Here is a 225-nt window from a genome sequence, read left to right on the forward strand (position 1 = left end):
CGGTTTCGCTGCCCTTTGTACCATCCATTGTAGCACGTGTGTAGCCCAGGTCATAAGGGGCATGATGATTTGACGTCATCCCCACCTTCCTCCGGTTTGTCACCGGCAGTCACCTTAGAGTGCCCAACTGAATGCTGGCAACTAAGATCAAGGGTTGCGCTCGTTGCGGGACTTAACCCAACATCTCACGACACGAGCTGACGACAACCATGCACCACCTGTCAC

1 rRNA gene is annotated in these 225 nt (G+C 54.2%); it reads right to left on the reverse strand.

The features are described from left to right. A 16S ribosomal RNA gene (locus tag AC6CHV_RS26435) occupies positions 1-225 on the reverse strand; the annotation flags it as partial.

It is taken from the genome of Ferdinandcohnia sp. GQ5, assembly GCF_059759275.1.